We start from the raw sequence: 23,266 nt of genomic DNA on the forward strand, positions 1-23,266 counted from the left end.
TCATGAGCCAACTTGAACTGAACGATCGCACACTGATCCTGCATCGCTTCCCGCAGATGCGTGACGAAAGTCCATTACAAGCCTGGGATGCGGCTGATGAATATCTGTTACAGCAGACGCTGCCAGAGGGGCCGGTGCTGGTCTTCAACGACAGTTTCGGGGCCTTAACCTGCGCCCTGAATTCGCGTACCGTCTGGCACGTCAGCGACTCCTGGCTGAGCCAGCAGGCCGCCCGTCAGAATCTGACCTTTAATGGGCTGGATGACAGCGACGTTCACTTTGTTGATAGCCTGGCTGACCTGCCTGCTTCACCTGCGGCTGTGCTGATCAAGGTGCCTAAAACCCTGGCGCTGCTGGAGCACCAGCTGCGCGCCATTCGCGAAGTTGTCACGCCTGATACGGTGATTCTGGCGGCGGCGCGCGCCAAAGAGATCCATAACTCTACCCTGCAGCTGTTCGAACAGATCATTGGTGAAACCAAAACCTCACTGGCGTGGAAAAAAGCGCGTCTGATCTACAGCCAGTTCAGCAAGCCTGCACTGCGCGAGGCCACGCCGACGCTGGTCTGGCCGCTGGATGGTACCCCTTATCAGATTCACAACTACGCCAACGTCTTCTCGCGCGCTTCGCTGGATATCGGCGCACGGCTCTTTGTGCAGCATCTGCCGGAAAACATTGAGGGCGAGATTGTCGATCTCGGCTGTGGTAACGGCGTGGTGGGACTGATGGCGCTGGAGCAGAACCCGCAGGCCGAGGTGCATTTCCTAGATGAGTCTTACATGGCGGTCGCCTCCAGCAAGCTTAATGTGGAAGTGAACCGTCCTGAGGATCTGTCACGCTGTCAGTTCCTGGTGAACAACGTGCTGAGCGGCTATCCGTCAGATCGGCTGCACGCGGTGCTGTGCAACCCGCCGTTCCATCAGCAGCACGCGGTGACCGATCACCTGGCATGGCAGATGTTCCGCGATGCCAAACGCTGCCTTCAGTATGGCGGCGAGTTGCGTATTGTCGGCAACCGCCACCTCGATTATCACCACAAGCTGAAGAAGCTGTTTGGTAACTGTACGCTGATCGCCTCTAACCAGAAGTTCGTGGTGCTGCGCGCGGTGAAAATGCGCTAGTCAGACGGTTAATGCCAGCTGCGTCGCCTGCGCAATCGCACGGCGCGCATCCAGCTCCTGCGCCACATCTGCACCGCCGATGACTGTCACCCTCTGTCCTTTTGCACGCAGCGCGGCTTCCAGTTCACGCTGCGGCTCCTGTCCGGCACAGATAATCACATTATCGACCTCCAGCAACAGCGTTTCGCCGTTGCGCCGCAGATGCAGGCCGCTGTCATCAATCGCCAGATACTCAACGCCGCCCCACATCTCAACGCCCTGCGCCTGCAGACTGGCGCGATGGATCCAGCCGGTGGTTTTTGCCAGCCCGGCACCCGGTTTTCCCGAGCGGCGTTGCAGCAGCCAGATTTGCCGTAACGCGGCAGGCGGCTCGGGTTTCATCACGCCGCCACGCTGCGTCAGGCTGTGGTCGATGCCCCATTCGGCATAAAACGCCGCCAGATCTTCGTCATGGGATGGCTGTGACAGATACTCCGCCACATCAAAGCCAATACCGCCTGCGCCGATAATCGCCACCCGTTTCCCCACCGGGCGCTTATCGCGCAGCACCTCCAGATAGCTCAGCACGCTGGGGTGGTCGATGCCCGGAATATCGGGCGTACGCGGCTGAATGCCGGTCGCCAGCACCACTTCATCGGCGTCACTCAGCTGATCCGCCGTCACCCGACAGCCTGTCTGAACCGTCACGCCTGCGGCCGCCAGCTCATGCCGGAAATAGCGCAGCGTTTCGCTGAATTCCGATTTGCCAGGGATCAGCCGGGCAATATTGAACTGGCCGCCTATCTCCGGCGCGGCCTCATAGAGTGTTACCTGATGGCCGCGCTGCGCCGCCTGTAGCGCAAACGCCATGCCGGCCGGACCGGCGCCCACAACGGCCAGCCTGCGCGGGGCGGGGCTGGCGATGACCGGCATCAGCGACTCATGGCAGGCGCGCGGATTGACCAGGCAGGAGGTGATTTTACCGGCGAACACCTGATCGAGGCAGGCCTGATTACAGGCAATGCAGGTATTGATGCTGTCCGGTTCACCGCGCTGGGCTTTAGTGACAAAGGCGGGATCGGCGAGAAAAGGGCGCGCCATCGACACCATATCGGCGCAGCCCGACTGCAACAGCTGCTCGGCGACGGCGGGATGGTTGATGCGATTGGTAGCGATGACCGGCACCTTCACCTGTTCACGCAGGCGCTGCGTCACCCACGCAAAGGCCGCACGCGGCACGCAGGTGGCGATGGTCGGGATGCGCGCCTCATGCCAGCCAATACCGGTATTGAACAGCGTGACGCCGCACTGCTCCAGCTCGCCCGCCAGCAACAGCGTCTCCTCCAGCGTGCTGCCCTCTTCGATCAGGTCGAGCATCGACAACCGGAAGATGATGATAAAGGCATCGCCGGTCGCGGCGCGAACGGCGCGGGTAATCGCCAGCGCAAACTGCATCCGCTGCCGGAAGTCGCCACCCCAGCGGTCGGTGCGCTGATTGGTGTGCTTCACCAGAAACTGATTAATCAGATAGCCTTCGGAACCCATGATCTCCACGCCATCGTAGCCCGCCTGCTGTGCCAGGCGGGCGCAGCGGGCAAAGTCATCAATGGTCTGTTCAATCGCCGCCTCGCTCATCGCCTGTGGCGTAAACGGGTTAATGGGCGCCTGGCGTGCCGAGGGCGCAACCAGATCGGGCTGATAGCTGTAACGGCCGGTATGCAGGATCTGCAGGGCGATTTTGCCCTGATGCTGATGTACCGCCTCCGTGATCTGCCGGTGCCAGTCACATTGCGTCTCGTCGGTGAGCATCGCGCCATGCGCGGTGGTGACACCCTGAGCATTGGGGGCGATGCCGCCGGTGACGATCAGCGCGACACCTTCACGCGCCCGCTCGCCGTAGAAAGCCGCCAGCCGGGCTGCGCCATCCGGGTGTTCTTCCAGTCCGGTGTGCATTGACCCCATCAGAAAGCGGTTTTTCAGTCGGGTAAAGCCAAGGTCCAGCGGCGTAAACAGCGCAGGATAGTCAGGATTGACGGACATGATAGTCACTCACGGTGAAGTGGTCGGATGAGTTCACTCTAGCCATTTCTGCGTTAAAAAAAAGTGAAAGAATGTCAGGGTGTGAGTGAAATCATAAACAACGGCAGGGGAGTGAGGTGAGTAACAAAGAGTGGGCGGAGCTAGCCCGTGCCTTGCGCAAAGAGGTGAAGACCGCCATCCGTGGCCCGCGTAGCTTTGCGACAGGCGTCAGCGCCCGTCGCTGTTAAGATCACGCTAACTGCTGTCAGCGCGGTGCCAGAAAACCCATTAACGTCGACGGATCCACGAATAGCGGGAGTGATAGCCGCTGCCGTGGTGGGTATTGAAGCGGTAGCTTGAACCGCTTTCGGCCATGCAGTAGGTGCAGACATTGACGTTATCGATCTGCGCAGCTGGCACACCCGCGTTTATCAGCAACTGCGTTGCCAGCGCAGGCAGATCGAACCAGACACCCTGCTGGCGGGCAGCGGCCTGTGGACGTTGCGCCAGAGGATTAACCGGCTGGTTCTGGTGCCAGCGCAGCCCGCTGGCCAATGCCGGGTTCTGCGCAATCTCCGCCAGCTGCGGTTCGGCCAGTTCATAACAGCAGGGGCCCATCGCCGGACCGATCGCCACCATCAGGTTCTGCGGCTCGCAGCCCTGCTCGCACAGTTTTTCAACCGCGCGGGTCAGCACACCCGCCAGCGTACCTTTGAGTCCGGCATGAACCGCGGCCACGATCCGCTGCTGGCGATCGGCGAACAGCACTGGCAGGCAGTCGGCGGTGTAGACCGCCACCGGGCGCGTCCCGCTGCTAATCACGCCATCAGACTCGCAGCTTTTGGGTGGGATGTTCTCGATATCGGTGACCACGGTCGCGCTGTGGCGCTGATGTCCATAGGCGGCATCAGCGGGTGGTGGCTCTCCGGCTGGCTGAAACGCATATTCGAGCCACTCCAGCGAATCGAGCAATGGCGAGCGCGGGATCACGGCCATAGGAATCTCCTGTTATAACAGCGTGCGTTGGGCTGCCCACAGCTTACGTTAACTGCTACATTTTTGAAGCTTCTCCTCAGACCTTTCTCACCTTAAGGATGAAATGATGAAAACCTCCGCAAAACTGGCTGCATCCGGACTGGTCGCGCTGCTGCTTACCGGCTGCGCCTCGTCGACACATCAGACCGCGCAGCAGCAACTCGGCCAGCAATCGGTGCTGGCGGTAAACTGGTTCCAGCAGTCTGGTGAATATCAGGCGCTGACCTGGCAGGCATTTAATACCGCGCGTATGGCGTTTGATCAGGCCCCCTCGCTGACCGGCAAACCCAAAGCGGTGATTGTCGATCTGGATGAGACGATGCTGGATAACAGCGCCTACAGCGCGTGGCAGGCGAAGAACGGCCAGCCGTTCAGCAGCAAAACCTGGTCAGCCTGGACACAGGCGCGGCAGGCGAAAGCGGTGCCGGGCGCGATAGAGTTTGCGCGTCATGTCACACAGAATGGCGGCACGCTGTTCTATGTGTCGAACCGCGATCAGAAAGATTACGCGGCCACGGTCGCTAACATGCAGCAGCTTGGCTTCCCCAACGTCAGCGATAAAACGGTACGTCTGAATACTGACAGCTCCAATAAGCAGGCGCGTTTCGATGCCATTAAAAATGCCGGCTATAACGTGGTGCTCTACGTTGGCGATAACCTCAACGATTTTGGTGGCGCGACCTGGCATCAGGGTAATCAGACGCGTCGTGATTTTGTGAATCTTAACCATCAGCAGTTTGGAACGCAGTTCATCGTGCTGCCGAATCCGCTCTACGGCGACTGGGAGAGCGGAATGGCGGAAAACTACAATAAACTGACACCGGAACAGCAGCTGTCTGTGCGGGAATCGCGCCTGCAAAACTGGAACGGTAAATAATTCGTCAAGAAAAAGAGCCTGACCGTGTCAGGCTCTGTTAAAACATGGTCCTGATTTACTTTCTCCCGTCACTATTTTGCTGCAAATTAAATTAATTATCTCTTGCTTCATTCTTATCTGAAATCAGGCATATCTGACTGGCTATCAGCAATTAAGCCGGTTGATCGTGCTAATGGTTAATTTTTTAATTAAGAGTATTCCTGGTAAAAATCAGGCCGGTTGGTATGGCAGTGAATATCCCCTTGATTAATGATTGTATTTTTTTGTCAGCAGTAACTTTAGTTTATTATCTTTTATATTTTAACGTATTGATACTATTGCTTTTAAAATGATTACCGCTAATTATTCCACTTCTCTTCTGCTTAATTAAATTTACTTAACCCTGACTCTTACTGACGCCGGATTGACAAATAGCATGATGTTAAAGTGCTGTGAAATATTGCTCGTGCATTGGTAATGGTTAGCGGCTATAACCTTTTTCTGTGACTCAGTTCTTATTTGCCTGGCGGCTCACGCTTTATTTGTGAGCCGATACACTTTGTGGTTAGCCAGGATGCGACATCCCGGTAGTAGAGAGAAGATGATTGTGACGACACTTAAACCCTTATTAGCGAAAAATCGCAGTTGGGCATTACAGCGCCGCCAGCGTAATCCAGACTACTTTAAAAAATTCCTTCATCAGCAAAAGCCGCACTCACTCTGGATAGGTTGTTCTGATAGTCGCGTTCCGGCAGAAGTCTTAACCGGCTCCCATCCTGGCGAACTCTTTGTGCATCGTAATATCGCCAACATGGTGATTGAGGACGATGACAATTTACTGAGCGTGCTGCAATACGCGCTCTTTTTTCTCGGTGTAAAACGCATTGTATTAAGCGGCCACTATGGCTGCGGTGGGGTGGAAGCCGCGCAGAATCTGCCGGGTAGCGTGCTGGACGGGCAGGAGAGCGCGCTGGCGAGACGTATTCAGACGTTGCGTCATGATATTCAGCATGGCCTGGCGGAAAGCCCCCCTTCAGACGCGGAGCCGGGTGAACAGCTCGATCGGCTGGTTGAAGCCAACGTTAAGGCGCAATTCGCCAGACTGGTGAAATCTGAACCGGTCCGGCAAATCTGGCAATCGGGCCAGGAACTGGAGGTGTTTGGTTGTGTTTATGACCTGCGCTCCGGCCATCTTAAAGAGCTGATTCATCAATCTGCAGAGGAACCTTCATTATGAACCTCGATACCCTGCGTCGTGATATTCCTGCGGGTCTGGTGGTGTTTCTGGTCGCCTTACCGCTCTGTCTTGGCATCGCACAGGCCAGCGGATTACCGCCGTTTGCCGGTCTGCTGACCGGTGTGATTGGCGGCCTGGTGGTCACATCACTGAGTCCGTCCCGGTTTGCCGTCAGCGGCCCGGCGGCAGGCCTTGTCACCATCGTCGTCGCCTCAATGGCGTCTCTGGGCAGTTTTTCCGCCTTTCTCACCGCGCTGATTATCGCCGGAGCACTGCAATGTCTGTTTGGCCTGCTGCGTGCCGGACGGTTTATTTCGCTGGTGCCGGGCAGCGTCATCAAAGGGATGCTGGCGGCGATCGGTTTGCTGCTGATCATGCAGCAGATCCCGGTGGCGCTGGGAGCCGCGGGCGATGCGGAGCTGGTTTCACTGGTGACCGGTGAGATGACCTTCTCGCTGCCTGCGGTAGCGGTAGCGGGTGTCGGCCTGGCCATTTTATGTCTCTGGACCACCGCACCGGTGAAGCGGATCAAAGCGCTGGCCTGGATCCCTGGGCCGCTGATTGCCGTGCTGATAGGCTGCGTTGCTACCATCGTGGGTGGACGGCTGTTCCCGGAAATGACCAGCGGTCTGGCGCGCATTTCGTTGCCCGCTTTTGACAGCATTTCCGCGCTGGTAGCAGAGCTGGAAACGCCCGACTGGATGGCCTGGCAGAATCCGCAGGTCTGGGTTGTTGCGGTAACCTTAGCCCTGGTCGCCAGTCTGGAAACGCTGCTGAGTCAGGAGGCGCTGAAAAAACTGCGTCCTCAGACGCCCGCGCCGTCGCCCAACAAAGAGATGTTCGCGCAGGGCATCGGTAACCTGGCGGCCGGTTTTCTTGGCGCGATGCCGATAACGGCGGTGATCGTGCGCAGTTCGGTTAACGTCAGTGCGGGCGCGCAGACCAAACTGTCGATCTTCATTCACGGTGTGCTGCTGCTGATTTGCGGTATGTGGTTCAGTGAGATGCTGAACGCCATTCCGCTGGCCAGCCTCGCTGCCGTGCTGCTCTATACCGGCTACAAGCTGGCGACACCCAAACTGTTTATTGAGCAGTTCCGGATGGGCGCCCAGCAGTACGTGCCGTTTCTGGCCACCATCGTCGGTATTATCACGCTGGGCATGCTGGTCGGGATTGGTATCGGCATCGCCACGCAGATCCTCTATAGCATCTATAAGAGCCATCGCAACGCGCTGCAGCTTACCCGCTATGACGACCACTACGTGCTGCGCTTTCAGCAGAACCTGACCTTTATGCACAATCCAAAGCTGCAGGGATTGCTGGATGAGATCCCGGAGAACAGCGTAGTCATCGTCGATAACGACAATGCGGAATATATCGATCCCGACGTCAAAGCGGTGCTGAAAGATTTTGGCGATAACGCCGACAAACGCGGCATTCGCCTGAGTCAGTGGCCGGTTGCCGTAAAATAGCGTTTAGCGCAACGGTAAAGTCGTCAGAACAGCAAAAATCGGATATCTCGGATATCCGATTTTTTTATTTGCGATGCATAATAGAGCCCCAGTTTTTGCTGTCATCTGATGGGTTTAGCCTCAAAACGGTAACTTTTCTGAGTTAGCCCATGAAACGAGGTTTTATCGCCGGATGACATTGAGGATATTCAGGATTTAATCATTCTGACACCACGCGCCTGTCCAGGCTGGCGTGGACAGCCAGCCTCTCTGTGACAAGGTCCGGATGTATGCGCATACAGCTGTTTGAAGAGCACAACGTTAAGAAGAACGCATTTTCACTGTTTTTAATCACGTTGCTGTTTTGCTTTATCGGCGGACACCTGCGCTTTCCACAGGAGCTGTCGCTGTTCTGGCCGGTCAACGCGATCGTCACTGGCGTGATCGTCCGGAATCCTTTTCTGCATCAGACCCGCTATTACCTGGCCACCTTTGCTGCGATGGTGTTAAACGACATCGTTTTTTCAGGCTGGGCGCTCTCTGCTTTTACCCTCAACATGGCGAATCTTCTGTTTGTGCTGGTGGCGGTGACGCTGCTGGTAAAACATCTTCAGCACGACTCCGGCAGCGAGCGTATAACCAGCGTGCTGCGCATTTTTCCGGCCTGTCTGCTGGCCGGACTGGCCTGCGCCAGCTGGGGGGCGCTGGCGCAGCAGGCCGATTTTAACAGCGGGCTGGTGACGGCCTGGGGCGAATGGTTCAGCGAACAGTTCTCAACCGGGCTGATGCTGCTGCCCTTTTTGCTGACGCGCGACTGGGCGTCGCTGTCGCCCCGGCAGTTTATGCAGATGCGCAAGCTGGCACCGGTTGTCGCCGTGATTTTTTCGCTGATGATTGGCGCGATGATGGGCGGCGCAGGCAGCCTGACGTTCCCGGTTCCGGCGCTGGTCTGGTGCGCCATCGTGCTGCCGATGCCGCTCACCAGCCTGGTGATTTTGCTCACCGGCATTAGCGAAATCATTCTGGTTTCGCACGGTGTGATGAATATCCAGGGCGATGACAATATGCTGCCGATCACCCATCTGACTTCGGCACGGCTGGGCGTGGCGACCATTGCGATCAGCCCGCTGATTGTGGCGGTGAGCATGGATGCGATTCGCCAGCTCAACCAGCGTCTGGCGTTGCGCGCCAACTATGACTTCCTGACCCGGCTGCTGTCGCGGTCCGGCCTCTATGAAAGTCTGCGTGCTGAGCCGATCTTCCCGGACCGCCGGGCGGGCGTGATCCTGCTGGATGTCGACTACTTTAAAGCGATTAACGACAATTTTGGTCATGATGCGGGTGACAGCGTGCTGGAAGAGATCGCCCGCCGTATGCAGCGCGTTGTGGGTAAAGAGGGGCGCATCTGCCGTTTTGGCGGCGAAGAGTTTGCGGTGGTGCTGTTCGACCAGAATCCGGAAAAGCTCTATTTTCTTGCTGAGAGCATCCGGCAGAAGATGGCTAAAGAGAAGTTCTGGCTGCAGGGCAGTACGGCCACGGTAACCGTCAGTCTGGGGCTGGCGCATGGCAGTGCCGGTGAGGCGACGGAGTGGCACCGCGTGATCAACCGGCTGATCTCCGCAGCCGATAAAAATCTCTATCTGTCGAAACGCAATGGCCGCAATCAGACCTCACCGGTTAACTACCGTGCCATCACCAGCGACGTGGCATAAGGCCACGCCGCCGGGTTCTGTCAGCTGACGCTGCTTTTCAGGGTACTGGCCTGCTGGTGGCGTTCAATCGCCAGGTCGATCAGACGACTGATCAGATCCTGATAGCTGAGTCCGGCTGCCTGCCACAGTTTCGGATACATGCTGATATTGGTGAAGCCGGGCAGGGTATTCACTTCGTTGACGATAATTTCGCCATCGTCAGTTAAAAACACATCGACGCGCGCCATGCCAAAGCACTCCAGCGCGGTAAAGGCCTTGATGGCAACCTCACGTATCGCATCGCTGGTTTCCGATGAAATGGCTGCCGGGACCACCGTCTGCGCACCGCTCTCAGAGATATATTTGGTGTCATACGAGTAGAAGGCGTCATGCACCACCACTTCACCGCAGGGGCTGGCTTCAGGGGCATCGTTGCCCAGCACCGCACACTCGATCTCGCGACCTTTGATACCCTGCTCAATCAGCACCTTGCGGTCAAAGGAGAAGGCCAGCGCCAGCGCGGCATCAAATTCTTCAATGCTGTCCACTTTGCTGACGCCCACCGATGAACCCTGGTTGGCGGGTTTGATAAACAGCGGCAGGCCAAAGCGGGCAATCACTGCGCTGGCGTCCAGTTGTGCACGCTGGGCCTGGGTGACGCTCACCCACGGCGCGACTTTGAGGCCGGCGTCGCGCAGCAGGCGTTTGGTAAAATCTTTATCCATGCTGACCGCAGAGCCCAGCACGTCGGAACCGACGAAGGGTAACGAGGCCATACGCAGCAAGCCCTGCAGGGAGCCATCTTCACCCAGCGTACCGTGCACGATAGGGAAAATAACGTCGATCTGCGACAGCGGATGGGCGTTATGACGGGTGATGATCTGCTGCTGAGTCGTGCCGGGCACCAGCGCCACATCTTCAGCGGCGTGATTCAGCGCGATCAGCGCCGGATTTTCAGCGTTAAGTAAGAAGTTTGAAGCATCGTTAAGACGCCAGTGTCCCTGCTTATCAATGCCCAGCAGCACCACGTCAAACCTGGTTTTGTCGATCGCCTCAAGGATATTTTTGGCCGACTGTAACGACACCTCATGCTCAGCCGATTTCCCGCCAAACACGATCCCTACCCGCAACTTTGTCATCAATTTTGCCCACTGAAAAAATCAAAACCACAAGATAGCATGGGCTTCGCGAGGGAAAACAGGGCAGGGCGACAGATAATTGTGGGCAGGCGATTAACCCTAGCCACTCACCAGAACGCTGCCGTTGAGCTGCCCATGCTGACGCGGGTGGCAGCTCAACGGCCCGCTCGCAAAGGTCACTGAATCTCCTCTTTAACCTGATGCAGGCGGGTTGTCAGGTTTAACTTAATCTGACGCAGAGCCCAGCCAGACTTCAACCTGATGTTCCTGGCGATGGCTTTCCAGCGCTATTTCGTCACCGTCACACCGTTTGCCATCCAGCCACAGCTGATAAATGCTGTCACCGCGAGTGACCCGGATGTTGTAGATCCCTTCCCCCTCACGGTAGACAATTTTTATCTCTGACCAGTCAGCGGGAAGCTGTGGCCGGACAGACAGCGCGTTGCCGCGCCGGCTTATCCCAAGCAGACTCTCACTGATAAGCTGATAGGCCCAGCCTGATGAGCCGGTATACCAGGTCCAGCCGCCGCGCCCGCTGTGGCCTTCGGCCGCATACACATCCGCAGCCATCACATAAGGCTCTGCTTTGTAGATCGCCATATCCTGTTGATTGCCACTATGATTAACCGGATTAATCATAGAGAGCAGGGACCAGGCGCGCTCTGTTTCACCCATCGCCGCAAAGGCCATAATCGCCCACAGAGCCCCATGAGTGTACTGACCGCCATTTTCCCTGACGCCCGGTAAATAACCGCGAATGTAGCCCGGATTTGGCCCTGCACCATCGAAAGGCGGAGTGAGCAATTTAATCAGCTGGTTATCCTTATCAACCAGATGCTGATAAAGCGCCTCCATTGCTGACCGGCATCTGGCGTCCTCGCCTGCGCCAGAGAGTACCGACCAGCTCTGGGCAATGGCGTCTATCCGGCACTCACTGTCAGCATGTGAACCGAGCGTCTGGCCACTGTCAAAAAAGCCGCGCAGATACCATTCGCCATCCCAGGCCGCATGGTTAAGCGCGGTTTTGAGCGCCTGCGCATTGTCCTGACAGTGGCGGGCGGTATCGGTATCGCCGAACCGCACAGCCAGCGCGGCAAAGCGGTCCAGAACCGTATAGAGGAAGAAGCCGAGCCAGACGCTTTCACCCTTGCCGGCAATCCCGACGGTACTCATGCCATCGTTCCAGTCCCCGGAGCCCATCAGCGGGAGGCCGTGCTGGCCGAAATTAAGGGCGTGGTTAACCGCGCGAACGCAGTGCTGCCATAGCGGTTCATTAATCTTACTGACGCCCGGAAGCTCATAGACAGACTCTTCGTCCTCTGCCAGCAGGCGACCTTCAAGGTAGCTGACAGGCTGTGACAGCAGCGCAATATCATCGGTTGCCTGCACATAGCGGCACAGCGCATAGGGCAACCACAGGTAGTCGTCGGAGCAGCGGGTTCTGACGCCACGGCCAGCAGGCGGATGCCACCAGTGCTGTACATCTCCCTCGATAAACTGGCGGGATGCACACAACAACAGCTGATCGCGCAGCCGCTGCGGGGCCGCGTGAGTCAGCGCCAGCGTATCCTGCAACTGATCGCGGAAACCAAAGGCACCACCGGATTGGTAATATCCGCTGCGCGCCAGCAAACGGCTGGCCAGCGTCTGGTACAGCAGCCAGCCGTTTGCCAGTAAATCGACCTCCGTTGCCGGTGTCTGGATTTGCACTTTAGTCAGTAGCTGGTGCCAGTGCTGTTTAACTTTGGTCAGCTCGTTCTGAGCCTCCCCGGTGGAGAGGAACTGCTGCATCAGCGCGGTCACTGCACCCTCATCTTCCCCGACGCCGAGAGCAAAAACAAAGCTGCGGCTGTCGCCGTCAATCAGTGTCGTCAGCGTCTGCAGCGCGGCGCAGGGATCCATTCCTGCCCCGGTGTTACCCGACAGACCACGAACATTCATCATCGCGGGCTGCCGTGTGGTGCCGTTGCGATCCAGACACTCAAGCCGGTTGCCGCTGTACGCAATCCGGGTACCTGTGACGGCAAAAAAAGCGGTCCGTGCAGAGCCCGTGCTGTTATAAAAGTTTCTGGCCAGAACCGCGCTGCCTGTGGCGATAGCGGCAGGGGAGGTCACCACATGCCTTGCGGAGCGGCTCGCCAGCTCACCCAGAACCCATTCGACGTATCCGGTAATCGACAGATTACGCGTTTTGCCAGAGAGGTTACTCAGCGTCAGCAGGGAAAGTCTGACCGGCGCCTCCTCTGCCACGAACACCGTTAACGTGCTGCTGATGCCATACTCCGTGTGTTCAAACGTGCTGTAACCGAAGCCATGACGGGTCAGATAATCCCCCTTGCCGCGAACCGGAAGCGGCGTGGGCGACCAGACATCACCCGTCTCTTCATCACGCAGATAAAGCGCTTCGCCAGAGCTGTCACTGACGGGGTCATTGTGCCAGGGCGTCAGACGATATTCATGCGCGTTTTCATACCAGCTATAGCCCTGGCCACTCTCGGAAATGACGGTACCAAGCTGGCTGTTGGCCAGCACATTGCACCACGGCGCAGGCGTCTGCTGCTGGCCGGAAAGAATGATGTGATATTCGCTGCCGTCCTCGTTGAAGCCACCGGTGCCATTAAAAAACTGCAACCGCTCCGGCGAAAAGGTGACGGCTGCAGGCGGCGGCGTCTTACTGACCGATGGAAACGCAAAAGCCGGCGGGGTGCGCACCGGTTTTAACAGCGTGCTGAGCTGATCGGCGAGGCTGCCGTTCCGGCCTTCCAGCACGACCGCCGCGACGCTCAGCAACAGTTGCAGATCGTCAGCGGAAAAACTTTCGCTTTTGCGGATAAATATGCCGCCAGGTTTGTCCGCCTGCTGCCGTTCATCTCCGGCAGGGATCAGGGTCGTGAGCTGATTGAACAGGTTCTGCTGGTACCCGCCCTGGTCGCTGTTCAGGATGAGCAGATCGACCGTCAGCCCTTTTTGTCGCCAGTACTGGTGCGCCTGAATGAGGGTGGTGACCAGGTCGAGCTGATTAATGTTTTCTATCCGAACCAGAAGAATCGGCAGATCACCCGAAATCGCATGACGCCACAATGACTCCTGGCCCAGCCGGTTCTGCATCAGCGCGTCTGATTCGCCACGCATTTCGGCGCTGGAAAACAGCACGGCACTGGCCAGCTGATTGAACAGACTGGTATCTTCGGTGCGGATATTCAACTGACGTAATGCGACCTGACTGTGGGACCACGCCAGTTCAAACACCCGATCGGCGCTGATGTGGTTACGGTACTTCTCAATCAGCGCAATAGTGGTGTCACGCTGAAGTGTCACACCGTAAAGCATATCGATGGTGACGGCCTCTCCCGCTTTTAACGTCACTGACTGGCGAATTGATAACACGGGATCTAACACCGCTCCCTGCTGACCCGTTAATTCACTGCCCGGCATCAGCGCCTGAGCATCGGCTGGCGTCCTGCCGCGCCCGAGAAAACGAGCCCGGTCGGTTTCAAAAGAGGTCTGGCGGCCGGTATTGCCATGTATCGCCATCGCGTGAAACATCCATGCCGTCACTTCTTTCTCTTCACGTGGCCGACGGTGAGCCAGAATCGCTTCCAGCCTGTCAACGATCTCAGTCTGGACGAACAGATTACTGAACGCAGGGTGGGCCATATCGCTGGCTGCTGGTGCCAGTACCACTTCGGTGTAGCTGGTGATATCAAACGGGCGGGTCTGACGGGAACGGTTAGTGACCGTGATGCGTCTGATCTCCACATCATCTTCCGGGGAGACCACGATATGCGTGTGAATGCTGAAGGTGGTGCCTGAAGCGTCAAACTCAATCCCGGCATCATTGAAACGGGTTTTATAATGCGGACGCTCGCAGCAGGTCGGCTGATAGCTGTGAGCAATCACTTCGGCGGATTGCTGATCGGTAACGTAACAGAACGTTCCGTAGTTGTTGCTGGTGCTATCCGCACGCCAGCGGGTGAGTGCCAGCCCCTTCCACTGGCTGTAGCCTGTCCCCGCGTGCGTCACCATCAGATGATAATCTGCATTGGAAAGCAGCTGCAGTTGTGGCTGGCGCGGATCTGAACCACTGAATTCACGCTGGTCGGGAATGCTGCGCTGCTGTTTAGGGTCACTGTTTTCGACAAAACTGCGACGTGGGGTATAGAGCTCAATATCATCAGGCACTTTTTCCTGCAGCAGCAAACGCGAAGACTGAAACAGTGCGCTGGACATAAAGCGCGCGACCATGGGCGCATCCAGCAGCTGGTGAGAGAGTGCTAGCAATCCCATTGCCTGGTGATGGGCCATATACGATTTGACGATCGAAAATGGCTGACCGGGAGCCAGTCGGTCCGCGGTGAAATCCAGCGCTTCGTAATAACCGTAGTCACCGCTGGCACCCATTTTTTTAAGTCTTATCAGATTAGCTGTCGCCTCCTGCGGCAGCACCATCAGCGCCAGCAGCGTCGCATAGGGCGCAACAACATGATTGTCATTCAGGCCGCGTTTCAGCCCCAGTTCCGGCGTACCAAATGCCCGATACTGGTAGTTATGATTAACGTCAAACGCAGCGTAACCCGATTCCGAAACGCCCCAGGGCGTATCGGTGCTGTTACCCGAGGCAATCTGTTGCCTGACCGCCGATAACGCCATCTTTTCCAGTAGCGTGTCGGGGTAAACCGGCATGACCAGGTGCGGCATCAGGTATTCAAACATTGAGCCGCTCCATGACATCACGGCGGGCTGGTTATTCAGCTGAGTAAATAAGCGACCCAGTACAAACCAGCTCTTGGCCGGAAGCTGGCTGGTGGAGATAGCAAAGTAGTGCGTCAGGCGGACTTCTGAAGGGAAAAGGTCATATTTGCTGGCGTCCAGCAGACCGCTGTCCATGTTATAGCCCACGCTGAGTAAAGATGTGGCCGGATAATAGAGAAAGCGGAAGTCCATACTGGCGTGATCGCTGAGGCGGCTGTCCAGCTCCAGCAGGGCAGCCATCCGTTCGCGGGCGGCCCATATTGCAGTCTCTGCCTGTTTTTCCGGGAGTCCGGGGCGGTTCAGGTTCAACTCAGCGAGCCACAGCAATGACGGAATGTCGGCAGGCAGTGGCGCATCCGGGCTAACCCAGCTGAAAAGGAGGGACCACTCCTGAGTAAAATCGACCAGCTGCTGCTGGAAAAGCGCCGGCCAGTTTACCCGCGTTGTCGGAAGATAAGCCTGTTCTGCCAATACGCTTAATGCCAGCAGAGCCTGCATCCCGGCGTGAAAATCGACGGGCGAAGCGCGCTGCATCAGGCTTAACTGCGCATCGATTTGCTCCACAATGTCGCTGCGGGTGTCGCTCAGTTGGTCTTTAAGCAGTGAGAAGGTATCGGAGAGACCTTCCAGGATACAGGGGAGAGACATCACCGGCTGGTATTTCCACTGCGCCAGGCCAGCCTGAAGGGTCACAAGGTGAGCCGCCATATTACCGCTGTCTACGGTTGAGACGTAGCGTGGGTTCAGTGGTTTTAACGTCTGGGTGTCATACCAGTTATAAAGATGTCCTCTGAAATGCTCCATTCGATCAAGGGTATCGAGGGTGTCGAGAGTACGGCTGATGACCCGATTCTGGCTGATATAACCAAAATCCCAGGCCGTCAGGTTTGCCAGCAGCGACAGGCCAATGTTGGTCGGTGAGGTCCGGTTGGCCACCCGCGACTCCGGAATCTCCTGCAGATTATCCGGCGGCAAATGGTTGTTATCACTGCTGGCAAATTCGTTAAACCAGGCCCAGGTTCTACGCGCGGTGCGACGCAAAAAGATGCGCTGTTCCGCTGAAAGGCTGCCTGGCTGAGCGCGTTTGGGCTGGCTCATGCGGCTCAGTAACGCGGGGGCGACCGCCCACAATAAAGCGAGCGCCAGTGCGACATGCGTCATCGACGGCATGCTCAGGCTGGTCAGGAATACCAGAGCCGCGCCTGCTACCGGATTAATCCACATGCGGCGGTAGAAATGGCGCACATCAGGCTCGACAGGTTTCAGTGATGAAGCGCTCTTCCACTCGTTCAGGTAGCGATGGCTGATAGTCAGGCGCCATAAGGTCACGATAATCGCCTTCAGCGACCAGTAACTCTCGTGAGGCAGGATGGCCAGCGCCAGGCCAGCGCGGGAGAGGCGGTTAAAGGCATCGGTGACCAGCATGGATAGATGCTGCCGCCAGGCACGCGTTTTACTTTTCGTCACCCCATCGATCACCAACGCTGGCAGTCCCGGAAGCAGCAGAAAGAGCATGATGCACCCGACCCAGAATATCGGGTTCGGTACTATCGTACACAGCATAAACACCAGCATCAGCAGGGCAGGCGCCACCAGGCTGCGGCGCAGGTTGTCTGTTAATTTCCAGCGGGAAAGCGCACTGAGCGGGTTCTTTTGACGACTGCAATCTTCCTGCCGCACCTGCAACCGTAGCCAGTTAAGGAGCTGCCAGTCGCCCCGCACCCAGCGAAATCGTCGGGCAACATCGCTCAGATAACTATCCGGATATTGTTCATACAGGACGACGTTACTGACCACACCGGAGCGGGCATAGCACCCCTCAAGCAGGTCATGGCTCAGCACCAGATTTTCCGGACAGGTATTGCGTATCGCCCGGCTAAAGGCAGCGACATCGTAAATACCCTTGCCGACAAATGAGCCTTCACCAAACAGATCCTGATAAATATCGGATGAGAGTGAGGAGTAAGCATCATTCCCCGGAATGCTGCTGCACAGCCGGGCATAGCGGCTCTGACCGTTAACCGGTATCTCTTCAGCCAGACGAGGCTGCAGGATGGCATAGCCTTCAACCACCCGATTTTTGACATCATCGAACACCGGCGCGTTGAGCGGGTGGGCCATGACGCCAATCAGCTTATGCGCAGTCTCACGCGGCAGTATTGTGTCGCTGTCGAGAGTAATCACATATTTAACGCTGTGCAGCTGAGCCTGTGTGGCACCTACCGTGACGCTGAAGGCGTTTTCTTCACCCTGAAGCCAGCGATTCAGGGCATGGATCTTACCGCGCTTGCGTTCATACCCCATCCAGACGCCCTGAGAAATATTATGGGTGCGGTCACGGTGTAACAGGGAGAAGAGCGCAATGTCCGATTTACCCCCGCTGTAGCGCCGATTCAGCGCTTCCGTTTTCAGCACGGCGTAACGGATAAGCGCGGCGTCATGATGATGGTCCTGTTCGGCGCTATCGGTAAAGTCGGTCAGCAACGCAAAACTGATATTCGTTAAGGCGTTACCGAGATAGCAGATTTCCAGAGAGCGCAACAGGGCGTCTGTTCCCTCATTGCTGCTGAGTAAACAGGGAATAACCACCAGTGTGCGGTCATGCTCCGGTACCGCCAGAGAATAATCGAGTCGGGGCAGGGGAAGGGGATGGCGGCTACGGGTGGTTAACTCGCTCAGCAACTGCAAGGCTAGCTGGCTGCTGACAATGATGGCGGGCAGCACCAGCAACCAGAGTAAAGACGCCATGCCCGCCTGATGGGTGCTGTAGAGCATCTCGGCGGTAAACGCGGTTGTCAGCAGTAAAAGGCTGCCTAACCAGGAGAGTAAAGGAGTCTGGCTCAGATGCTGCCGGCTCCTGTTCAGCCACGTGACCTTAACGTCAAGCTGCTGTTCCAGTTGCTGAAATCCTTTATCCAGCAGGTAATAGCCGACATGCTGCTGACGCAGGGGAAGATCAGGCTGGCTGGCCAGCGTCAGCACAGCCTGGGCGACTTCACGTTCATCAAACCGACTGTGCCGTGCCAGACGTTCAATCACGTGGCGGTAGTCATCGCGACTGTCAAAATGCATCAGCGGGTATGTTCCGGTGGGATCCTGCTGCAGGACTTTCTCAACCAGGCTGACGGATTCGACAAAGGCCTGCCAGTCAATTTCGCCGAGTTGCCGCAGGCCGGTAATACTATTGCTGACAGAGAGCTGACTCAGGGCCAGCTGCCGGTTGAACTGCTCAATGACTTCCGAGGTTTTCCGGCCGGTATTTTCCAGCTGTTGTTCGACCCAGGTTAACGCCAGAGTATTGTTCTGGCCACTTAATCGCCGTTCGAGTTCAGCGACGAAAGCGCCGGAAACCTGCGGATTCTGGCGAGCCATATCAGCGATGACCAGAATAACTTTTGACGCATCTTCGGCGGCAGTGGAGAGAATATCGCTGATCCACTGCTCCGCTTTATTACGTTCCTGATGTACCCTGGCGACGTCAGCCGCAATCCGGGCCAGATTGTTGATAAGCGCAAACCGTAACATGGCAGGCAGGGCCCACAGTTCGCCGAGCAGCAGGGGCGTAACGCGCTGGTAGGCAGCGATAAAAGGATGCAGGACGCTGGTTTCCAGTCGGCCATCACTGTGCTTAATCATCTCCTCGGCGATAGCCTGGATGCGCAGGTAATGAGCCGACTCCTCCAGCATGGGCAGTCCTTTACCAAATTTGGCCGGTAACAGGTGCCGGACCAGGCGGATCTGCTCTTCAATGATGTAAAAATTATCCAGTATCCAGACGGCCGCCGGTGTCTGGCTGCGCTTATCGCCTTCACTCAGGATCTCTGCGCTGCGCGTCAATGACAGTTCATTATCTGCCAGCTGCTGCAACAGTCGGTAGGACCATTTTCCACCCGACAGATTATGCGTTTTCGCTAATTTTTCGCCGTAGTTATCCATTTGTTCAGCCGAAAAAATATCTGGCCGATGGGCCTGATAAATACCTTCTGTCGGGAACAAAGGAAAATGCTCATCGGGTAATTCACTTTCCCGGCTGAACCACGTCGTCAGTTTTATTTTCACACTCATTTCCTTGCGCTTACGCAGCAGCTGGATCCGGAAAAAAAGAAAGGATGACAAAAAAGGAGCCAAAAGAAGGGCTGGAGGTGATAAACAGGTGTAGATGATATTGATTATAGTCCTGTTTCCGTTATTCGTAGCTATCCTGATTAACCGGCTGGCGTTCCTTTATGGCGATAAAATAAAGTTAAAAAAAATAAACAGCTGCCTTCTCCTCACCTTAGCCCTGTTTAACATCAGAGCCGGCAGATAAAAAAATTAATTTACCTGCACTGTGTTACGCTAATGGCAACATTTCAGAGGATAACGACATGACCTGGTTGAGCTTTCTCTTCGACGCGCTACACAGCAGCGAAACCAATACACAGTGTCCGGTGTGTAAAAAGTTTTCCAGACAGTCTGTAGCTAAAAAGAATAAAGGACAGGCAGTCTTATGCCCTCACTGTAAGTCATTGTATGTTATATAAAGTCCGTCGCCTTTTTATGTTGCGATCAACAGGCAGCAGCAAGTCATACTGTTTAACCTTATCCCTCATTGAGACAATATCTTCGTAACATGTATTTCAATGTGCTGATAATTCTGCATTATCTTTCGTACTCGGTGAAATAACGCTGTGATTCACCCTGGTCGAGAAATTCGAATGGTGAAAGTTGAATAATATCTGGTCCTGCAGACCACACTTCATTAACTCTTGAAATAATATCGCCTTCCTGAAGCGTCAGAAGGTTATTAATGCGTAACACAGCAAATCTGCCATTTTCAAATTCGACCTGATACAACGCAACGTTCTTCAGCGGCATGATGGTTCTTCCATGAATTACCCGGCAGCAGAGTTCAGCACTCGATGAACTTTTCATGATAAACCTCTAATCTATTCATACTCTTCTGTTCAATAAATTAATCTGCAAAATTGTGAATCTGACCTCAGCGCACACGTTGTGCAGATTTCAATTGGCCCGTTTTGACTGCATTTGTTCATATCCGTAAATATAGCGGGTTTATGAAAATAATCTGATACACCCTCTGCAGGGTTAAAAAGTGACTCCGGGGTATCAGTCGGGCTATCAGAGTGAGGATGAGTGGCGTTTTTTACAGGGAAAATAGTGGGTAAAAGAGTGTGAGGTTAATCGGGGAAAGGGAGTGGTGAAACCTTAGTGCAGGTACCGGAAGCTGAAAATGCAGTGCTGAAAGCTATCAACTGACTCGTCGCCGCAACCGATGAGGCAAACCGGACCACCACGCCGCTGCTGGATGCGGTTGATATCAGCATTGCAGCTGATGACGAGATCGCACGTCTGGCTGAGTGGAACTAACATTGCAGCGGGTTTTTTATTACCCATCAATGAAAGCCACTGCAGACAGACATGAATCCATCCGGCAACTGATTACTGTTGTGATTAACGGTTTTTACCCAAAGTTCGATACTGAAGGAAAACAAGCTATCGATTGTAAACCGGGATAGGGTGCTGGCAGACTGGGGAAGGATTGGGTTCACAATTTATCCTGACCCAATTTATCGCTAAAAAAATATTCACTCGTGTCGTTACAGTTGAGGATGTTAAGCGGTAAGTCAGAGTTGGTTCTTCGCTATTGTTGAAGGTTCTCATCGTGCAAGGATAGACTGAAGGGACTTAAGTCTCATCAAGGCGGATGCAAAGTAGATTTCTGATGGACTCTTCAAAGGATTTTCGAATGAATCTGGATATGGTCTATTTCCTCGTAGAGTGGCCATTCAAATCCTATTTGATTCATATCAAGAGACAGTGATTAATATGTGAAAGGATGCAAAATGAGCTCTGCAAAATCATTTCTTCTAAAATTCGGTAAGTTCATTGGTATACAAACTGCAAATATTTTTGAAGCCATCTCAACAGGGATTTTCTCATTTGCCGCATTTTTCTGTTTGTTCTTACTTGACGGCTGGCTGTGGAAAATTGTTGGTTTCTTCGGGTTCTTCATGCTTGCCTACTTTGTTGCTTACCTGATGGATAAGCTAAAAGGAGAAGCATGAACGGTATGGAGTGTGATCCGTAATTTAAGCTATCAAACAACAAGGCTGTGACACTGATTGTGGCCTCCTTTGTGGTGGCCAAAGATACCAATGAAACTATAAAGCTGACTATCAAAGCCAGGCTGATGCATATCATGAGCGGGATGTTTATTAACGAATTATGTACGGGTCGCGGAGGTCGCAGCCGCTGCCAGGATTAATTACTGCTTCGGTTAAGATCGTCGCTTACGTAATAGAAAAAGTATGTATAGGTCGTACGGACGTTAAACACAAAAGTATCCTCTACAGAAGCCTGATGTAGAATGGTGAGACAATAGTTCCATAATGGCTTACAGCATTTTTGTATGTTTAAGTTAATCTTCTCAGTTAAATGATTCAGTATGGACCAAGCTAAACAGAGGCATTAAGATATTTATCTTCATTTGTGTCAGGGAAACGGTATGGATACGACAGAGCAAATAAATGGAAGATACTTCTTTGATGGAATGAGTGTTGATGGTGATGAGCTTCTGTTTTGGCTTATACTTGATGAGTTCAAAAAAACTTTAGTGGAATAGCTGATATGGTTGCAGTCGCGTCAATGCTGGCAAGCTTCCCTGTGATTCCAGTCAGAGGTAAGCTGGATGCCCAAAAAACCACACGTGGAACCAGCCCGCTTTCTCTCGCAAGCCGAATGCTTATTCGCCAGCGTTTTCAGAAAAAACGTCGTACTATTACATGGAAAAAAATGCTGCGCGGTGAATGGGCATATACAACAAGTGTCGGGGCATATGTTGGACGTTGGGTGCCCTGGATTGGCGCTGTGTTAACTGCATATGATCTTTCGATTATTACCCGCAATGTTGTTCATCGATATATGCTGATTACAGGTGAAAAAGGATAAGGCTGGTTATGAGTAAAGTTGAAGATGTTCATCGTCTGATAAAGAAATACTTTTGGGAAATGCCAGATGATGCATCCCTGAGTACAGGTAAAAATTGCGTTTTGCCTGAAGAGGCTTTTGATTTTTTTGAAGAATATGCTGAACTATTTAGTATTGATATGAAGCGATTTGATTTTCGTCTCTATTTTCCGTCTACAGGAATCCCCTTTTTGCCGAACGCTATTTTGCCAAAATATCTGCGCACCGATCATCATCAGCCTGAGCCTTTAACTGTTCAGATGCTGATTGATTCCGCTGAGGCGGGGAAGTGGCTTTTCTAAAATGCGATGTAGTAGAAAAAAAGTGTTCATTTTTTTATAAAAAATAAAAAAGGTTAGATAAAAATTAAAAGAGGGAAATGGAAAATAGTTGAAACTCCTGAGTATACAGAGGTTGCTATCGATATGAGCGCTACTAATAGCTCGATATGGCAATGAGTTTACGCAGCATTGCTGGGAGCTTACTACTCATTAATGGCTTGATATCTTCGTCCGGTGTTCATTAGGTACTTGAATGAGAAGGAGTATTCCACAGAACTTTCATTTTTAAACCTTTTATATCTACACTTTTAAATTCTATAAGGCGATGTCAAAATTATCACATTGCCTGGTAATGCTAAAGACGTCTCGTCATTTCCAGGCAGAGGTCAGCAGCAGATGCTGTTATTATGATCTTAATCATATCCACTGAAATCTTTTACAAGTAATAAGACTGATTTTGTAAATATAAATGTTTTTCTTAGTTGGCCTCATCTTTCTGCGGTATATCGTTACTTTTTTGATCAGTCGTGATCTTGCATATAGGTTTGTAGTGAAGAGTTGATATCTTCTTTCTGTCTTTTCTTGGCTTTTTCTCTCGCCTCCCTGCTGTTACAGGCCAATTGGTAAGCAAATTTGAGAGTATTTCAAGAATGTGATGCATTTACTTTTCCCTCTATTTTATACAGTTTATGAATCCTACCTATATTAGCCTGATAATATTATTCATTATCTTGAA

The 23,266-nt window shown here is 54.1% G+C and carries 13 protein-coding genes and 2 pseudogenes; 10 read left to right on the forward strand and 5 right to left on the reverse strand.

The genetic code is table 11. From position 1 onward, the window contains the following. The first annotated feature begins 2 nt into the window (after positions 1–2). Positions 3–1,121, forward strand: a complete 1,119-nt coding sequence (gene rlmG, locus NR201_RS12715) for a 23S rRNA (guanine(1835)-N(2))-methyltransferase RlmG (protein ID WP_191921520.1) — start codon at positions 3–5, stop codon at positions 1,119–1,121. On the opposite strand, the gene NR201_RS12720 is transcribed toward rlmG, so the two are convergent. Continuing rightward, on the reverse strand, positions 1,122–3,140 hold the full coding sequence (locus NR201_RS12720; protein ID WP_256849830.1) for an NADPH-dependent 2,4-dienoyl-CoA reductase: 2,019 nt from the start codon (positions 3,138–3,140) through the stop codon (positions 1,122–1,124). Positions 3,141–3,407: 267 nt separating this feature from the next. Beyond that, positions 3,408–4,115 (reverse strand): polyphenol oxidase family protein, encoded by a 708-nt coding sequence (locus NR201_RS12725; protein WP_182505026.1) that lies wholly within the window; start codon positions 4,113–4,115, stop codon positions 3,408–3,410. A 106-nt stretch (positions 4,116–4,221) separates the two neighbouring features. On the opposite strand from NR201_RS12725, the gene NR201_RS12730 reads away from it, so the two are divergent. The 4 genes from NR201_RS12730 (at position 4,222) to NR201_RS12745 (ending at position 9,410) form a co-directional block, all read left to right on the forward strand. Beyond that, positions 4,222–5,031 carry a 5'-nucleotidase, lipoprotein e(P4) family gene (locus tag NR201_RS12730; protein WP_256849860.1) on the forward strand — a complete coding sequence of 270 codons (810 nt, stop codon included), beginning with the start codon at positions 4,222–4,224 and terminating at the stop codon, positions 5,029–5,031. 580 nt (positions 5,032–5,611) lie between these two features. Continuing rightward, positions 5,612–6,247, forward strand: a complete 636-nt coding sequence (locus NR201_RS12735; RefSeq protein ID WP_029519418.1) for a carbonic anhydrase — start codon at positions 5,612–5,614, stop codon at positions 6,245–6,247. Beyond that, the gene (locus NR201_RS12740) at positions 6,244–7,719 is read left to right on the forward strand and encodes a SulP family inorganic anion transporter (RefSeq protein WP_201499846.1); all 1,476 of its coding nucleotides are present in this window, start codon (positions 6,244–6,246) and stop codon (positions 7,717–7,719) included. The genes NR201_RS12735 and NR201_RS12740 overlap by 4 nt, the downstream gene beginning before the upstream one ends. 269 nt (positions 7,720–7,988) lie before the next feature. Then, positions 7,989–9,410 (forward strand): GGDEF domain-containing protein, encoded by a 1,422-nt coding sequence (locus NR201_RS12745; RefSeq protein WP_010256586.1) that lies wholly within the window; start codon positions 7,989–7,991, stop codon positions 9,408–9,410. A 20-nt stretch (positions 9,411–9,430) separates the two neighbouring features. Here the strand turns inward: NR201_RS12745 and ddlA are convergent, their stop codons facing one another. Beyond that, entirely contained in the window at positions 9,431–10,528 is a 1,098-nt protein-coding gene (gene ddlA / locus NR201_RS12750; RefSeq protein WP_187500583.1) for a D-alanine--D-alanine ligase, read from the reverse strand. Positions 10,529–10,753: 225 nt separating this feature from the next. Then, positions 10,754–19,339, reverse strand: coding sequence for a GH36-type glycosyl hydrolase domain-containing protein (locus tag NR201_RS12755; protein ID WP_256849831.1), 8,586 nt, complete (start codon positions 19,337–19,339; stop codon positions 10,754–10,756). Between the two features lie 308 nt (positions 19,340–19,647). Here NR201_RS12755 and NR201_RS12760 point away from each other — a divergent pair, with 308 nt between their 5' ends. Continuing rightward, positions 19,648–19,803, forward strand: coding sequence for a YnfU family zinc-binding protein (locus NR201_RS12760; protein ID WP_216844881.1), 156 nt, complete (start codon positions 19,648–19,650; stop codon positions 19,801–19,803). Positions 19,804–19,921: 118 nt separating this feature from the next. Here the strand turns inward: NR201_RS12760 and NR201_RS12765 are convergent, their stop codons facing one another. Then, positions 19,922–20,194 (reverse strand): hypothetical protein, encoded by a 273-nt coding sequence (locus NR201_RS12765; RefSeq protein WP_227024345.1) that lies wholly within the window; start codon positions 20,192–20,194, stop codon positions 19,922–19,924. Between the two features lie 369 nt (positions 20,195–20,563). On the opposite strand from NR201_RS12765, the pseudogene NR201_RS12770 reads away from it, so the two are divergent. The 4 genes and pseudogenes from NR201_RS12770 to NR201_RS12785 all read left to right on the forward strand — a co-directional run. Then, positions 20,564–20,650, forward strand: a pseudogene (locus tag NR201_RS12770) (tail fiber assembly protein); the annotation flags it as partial. Between the two features lie 476 nt (positions 20,651–21,126). After that, positions 21,127–21,348 (forward strand): hypothetical protein, encoded by a 222-nt coding sequence (locus tag NR201_RS12775; RefSeq protein WP_245115949.1) that lies wholly within the window; start codon positions 21,127–21,129, stop codon positions 21,346–21,348. Positions 21,349–21,788: 440 nt separating this feature from the next. Continuing rightward, positions 21,789–22,231 (forward strand): annotated as a pseudogene (locus NR201_RS12780) (STM2901 family protein). An 8-nt stretch (positions 22,232–22,239) separates the two neighbouring features. Then, complete coding sequence (locus NR201_RS12785) at positions 22,240–22,551, forward strand: DUF1493 family protein (protein WP_250488782.1); 312 nt, start codon at positions 22,240–22,242, stop codon at positions 22,549–22,551. Positions 22,552–23,266: the final 715 nt, after the last annotated feature.

Origin of the sequence: Pantoea sp. Fr-CA_6 (genome assembly GCF_024520895.1) — a bacterium.
In the GTDB taxonomy this organism is placed as follows: Bacteria; Pseudomonadota; Gammaproteobacteria; order Enterobacterales; family Enterobacteriaceae; genus Pantoea; species Pantoea agglomerans.

Bases quoted from the DNA above. Each gene is read 5' to 3' on its own strand.
- NR201_RS12785 (WP_250488782.1), top strand. From the start codon at position 22,240: ATGAGTAAAGTTGAAGATGTTCATCGTCTGATAAAGAAATACTTTTGG.
- NR201_RS12720 (WP_256849830.1), bottom strand. From the start codon at position 3,140: ATGTCCGTCAATCCTGACTATCCTGCGCTGTTTACGCCGCTGGACCTT.
- NR201_RS12735 (WP_029519418.1), top strand. From the start codon at position 5,612: ATGATTGTGACGACACTTAAACCCTTATTAGCGAAAAATCGCAGTTGG.
- NR201_RS12775 (WP_245115949.1), top strand. From the start codon at position 21,127: ATGAGCTCTGCAAAATCATTTCTTCTAAAATTCGGTAAGTTCATTGGT.
- NR201_RS12765 (WP_227024345.1), bottom strand. From the start codon at position 20,194: ATGAAAAGTTCATCGAGTGCTGAACTCTGCTGCCGGGTAATTCATGGA.
- NR201_RS12740 (WP_201499846.1), top strand. From the start codon at position 6,244: ATGAACCTCGATACCCTGCGTCGTGATATTCCTGCGGGTCTGGTGGTG.
- ddlA (WP_187500583.1), bottom strand. From the start codon at position 10,528: ATGACAAAGTTGCGGGTAGGGATCGTGTTTGGCGGGAAATCGGCTGAG.
- NR201_RS12730 (WP_256849860.1), top strand. From the start codon at position 4,222: ATGAAAACCTCCGCAAAACTGGCTGCATCCGGACTGGTCGCGCTGCTG.
- NR201_RS12725 (WP_182505026.1), bottom strand. From the start codon at position 4,115: ATGGCCGTGATCCCGCGCTCGCCATTGCTCGATTCGCTGGAGTGGCTC.
- rlmG (WP_191921520.1), top strand. From the start codon at position 3: ATGAGCCAACTTGAACTGAACGATCGCACACTGATCCTGCATCGCTTC.
- NR201_RS12745 (WP_010256586.1), top strand. From the start codon at position 7,989: ATGCGCATACAGCTGTTTGAAGAGCACAACGTTAAGAAGAACGCATTT.
- NR201_RS12760 (WP_216844881.1), top strand. From the start codon at position 19,648: ATGACCTGGTTGAGCTTTCTCTTCGACGCGCTACACAGCAGCGAAACC.